Origin of the sequence: Pseudomonas sp. NFPP28 (assembly GCF_900115535.1) — a bacterium.
GTDB lineage: Bacteria > Pseudomonadota > Gammaproteobacteria > Pseudomonadales > Pseudomonadaceae > Aquipseudomonas > Aquipseudomonas extremorientalis.
On the sequence record NZ_FOWT01000021.1, the window covers coordinates 1 to 1223 of the forward strand.

General features: G+C 52.8%; 1 rRNA gene. It reads left to right on the plus strand.

Going from position 1 to position 1223, the window contains the following annotated elements:
• A 23S ribosomal RNA gene (locus BM110_RS29160) occupies positions 1 to 1162 on the plus strand; the annotation flags it as partial.
• Between the last annotated feature and the right edge of the window lie 61 nt (positions 1163 to 1223).

The window sequence follows — 1223 nt, forward strand, 5'->3', positions numbered from 1 at the left end:
CATGCCGGTCGAAGATACCAGGCCGCTGCGACTGTTTATTAAAAACACAGCACTCTGCAAACACGAAAGTGGACGTATAGGGTGTGACGCCTGCCCGGTGCCGGAAGGTTAATTGATGGGGTTAGCTAACGCGAAGCTCTTGATCGAAGCCCCGGTAAACGGCGGCCGTAACTATAACGGTCCTAAGGTAGCGAAATTCCTTGTCGGGTAAGTTCCGACCTGCACGAATGGCGTAACGATGGCGGCGCTGTCTCCACCCGAGACTCAGTGAAATTGAAATCGCTGTGAAGATGCAGTGTATCCGCGGCTAGACGGAAAGACCCCGTGAACCTTTACTATAGCTTTGCACTGGACTTTGAATTTGCTTGTGTAGGATAGGTGGGAGGCTTTGAAGCGTGGACGCCAGTTCGCGTGGAGCCATCCTTGAAATACCACCCTGGCAACTTTGAGGTTCTAACTCAGGTCCGTTATCCGGATCGAGGACAGTGTATGGTGGGTAGTTTGACTGGGGCGGTCTCCTCCTAAAGAGTAACGGAGGAGTACGAAGGTGCGCTCAGACCGGTCGGAAATCGGTCGTAGAGTATAAAGGCAAAAGCGCGCTTGACTGCGAGACAGACACGTCGAGCAGGTACGAAAGTAGGTCTTAGTGATCCGGTGGTTCTGTATGGAAGGGCCATCGCTCAACGGATAAAAGGTACTCCGGGGATAACAGGCTGATACCGCCCAAGAGTTCATATCGACGGCGGTGTTTGGCACCTCGATGTCGGCTCATCACATCCTGGGGCTGAAGCCGGTCCCAAGGGTATGGCTGTTCGCCATTTAAAGTGGTACGCGAGCTGGGTTTAGAACGTCGTGAGACAGTTCGGTCCCTATCTGCCGTGGACGTTTGAGATTTGAGAGGGGCTGCTCCTAGTACGAGAGGACCGGAGTGGACGAACCTCTGGTGTTCCGGTTGTCACGCCAGTGGCATTGCCGGGTAGCTATGTTCGGAATAGATAACCGCTGAAAGCATCTAAGCGGGAAACTAGCCTCAAGATGAGATCTCACTGGAACCTTGAGTTCCCTGAAGGGCCGTCGAAGACTACGACGTTGATAGGTTGGGTGTGTAAGCGCTGTGAGGCGTTGAGCTAACCAATACTAATTGCCCGTGAGGCTTGACCATATAACACCCAAGCAATTTGACTACTCTAACGAGCATCAGATTGCGGTGTGTGAAGACGAAA